2 protein-coding genes are annotated in these 1,584 nt (G+C 69.1%); both read left to right on the top strand.

Annotated features, from left to right (window positions below; translation table 11 throughout):
• Positions 1-247 (top strand): response regulator (locus tag AC1VAN_RS21450; RefSeq protein ID WP_480986702.1); only part of this gene is annotated, 247 nt, incomplete at its 5' end.
• The coding region (locus tag AC1VAN_RS21445) for a sigma-54 dependent transcriptional regulator (RefSeq protein ID WP_480986701.1) at positions 244-1,584 on the top strand (1,341 nt) is incomplete at its 3' end. The genes AC1VAN_RS21450 and AC1VAN_RS21445, both read left to right, overlap by 4 nt.

Genomic DNA, 1,584 nt, shown 5'->3' with positions numbered 1-1,584 from the left:
CTCGGAAAGCCTGCGCCCGCAGGTGGTGCTGATGGACCTGGCGATGCCGGAAATGGGCGGCCTGCAGGCCACCCGCCTGATCAAGTCGCAGGATGATGCCCCGTACATCGTGATCGCCAGCCACTTCGATGACGTCGAGCATCGCGAGCACGCACTGCGCGCCGGCGCCGACAACTTCGTCAGCAAGCTGTCCTACATCCAGGAAGTCATGCCGATCCTGGAAGGCCTCAGGGAGGAACGGTCGTGAGCGAATCGCGCATCCTGGTACTGGACAACGACGCGGTGCGTGCCGAGCGCACCGTGGCCCTGCTGGAATTCATGGACTTCAACCCGCGCTGGGTTTCCGACGCGGCCGATTTCGACCTGACGCGCCAGCGCCAGAACGACTGGATGGCGGTGATCGTCGGCAGCCTGGACGACAGTGCCGCCAGCACCGCACTGTACGCCTGGCTGGGGGGCAGCAGCCTGCCGCCGCCGGTGCTGCTGGCCGACGGTGACGCGACTGCGTTCGCGCAGCGGCATGGCCTGCACGAAGCCAACATCTGGCCGCTGGAAGCACCGCTGCGTCACGCACAGATGGAAGCCCTGCTGCGCCGCGCCAGCCTCAAGCGCCTGGATGCCGAACACCAGGCCGGTGCCGTGCAGGACCAGGGCCCGACCGGCAACGGTCCGGCGGTCAGCGCACTGCGCACGATGATCGAGCAGGTCGCCGCGTTCGACACCACCGTGCTGGTGCTGGGCGAATCGGGCACCGGCAAGGAAGTGGTCTCGCGCAGCATCCACCAGCGCTCGCCGCGCCGCGATGGCCCGTTCGTGGCGATCAACTGCGGCGCGATTCCGGCCGAACTGCTGGAAAGCGAGCTGTTCGGCCACGARAARGGYGCCTTCACCGGCGCGCTGACCGCRCGCAARGGCCGTTTCGAAATGGCCGAGGGCGGCACCCTGCTGCTCGATGAGATCGGCGACATGAGCCTGCCGATGCAGGTCAAGCTGCTGCGCGTGCTGCAGGAGCGCAGCTTCGAGCGCGTCGGCGGCAACCAGACCATCCGCTGCAACGTGCGGGTGATCGCCGCAACCCATCGCGACCTGGAAAGCCGCATTGCCGATGGCAAGTTCCGCGARGACCTGTTCTATCGCCTCAACGTGTTCCCGATCGATGTGCCGGCCCTGCGCGAGCGTCGCGAAGACCTGCCGGCGCTGGTGGAAACCATCGCCACCCAGCTGGCCCGCACCGGCCGCGGCGAAGTGCGCTTCACCCCGGAAGCGCTGCAGGCGCTGGCCGGCTACGAGTGGCCGGGCAACGTGCGCGAACTGACCAACCTGGTCGAGCGCCTGGCCGTGCTGCACCCGGGTGGCTCGGTGCGCGTGCAGGACCTGCCGGCACGCTACCGCGGCGACGCCGCGCTGGCCGTACCCGCTGTGATCGCGGCCGCTCCGGTGGTCGCCAGCGAAGAACGCCTGGACCTGCGCAGCTTCTCGTTCCACACCCCGGGCAGCGGCAACCAGCCGTCGCTCGAGCATGGCATCGCCGTCAACCGCGCCGCAGCGCCGGCCGCGTTGCCGGACGACGGCCTGGACCTGCGC

This window comes from Stenotrophomonas sp. 05L44_2 (assembly GCF_056665995.1).
This window is presented reverse-complemented; position numbering and strand designations above follow the sequence as displayed.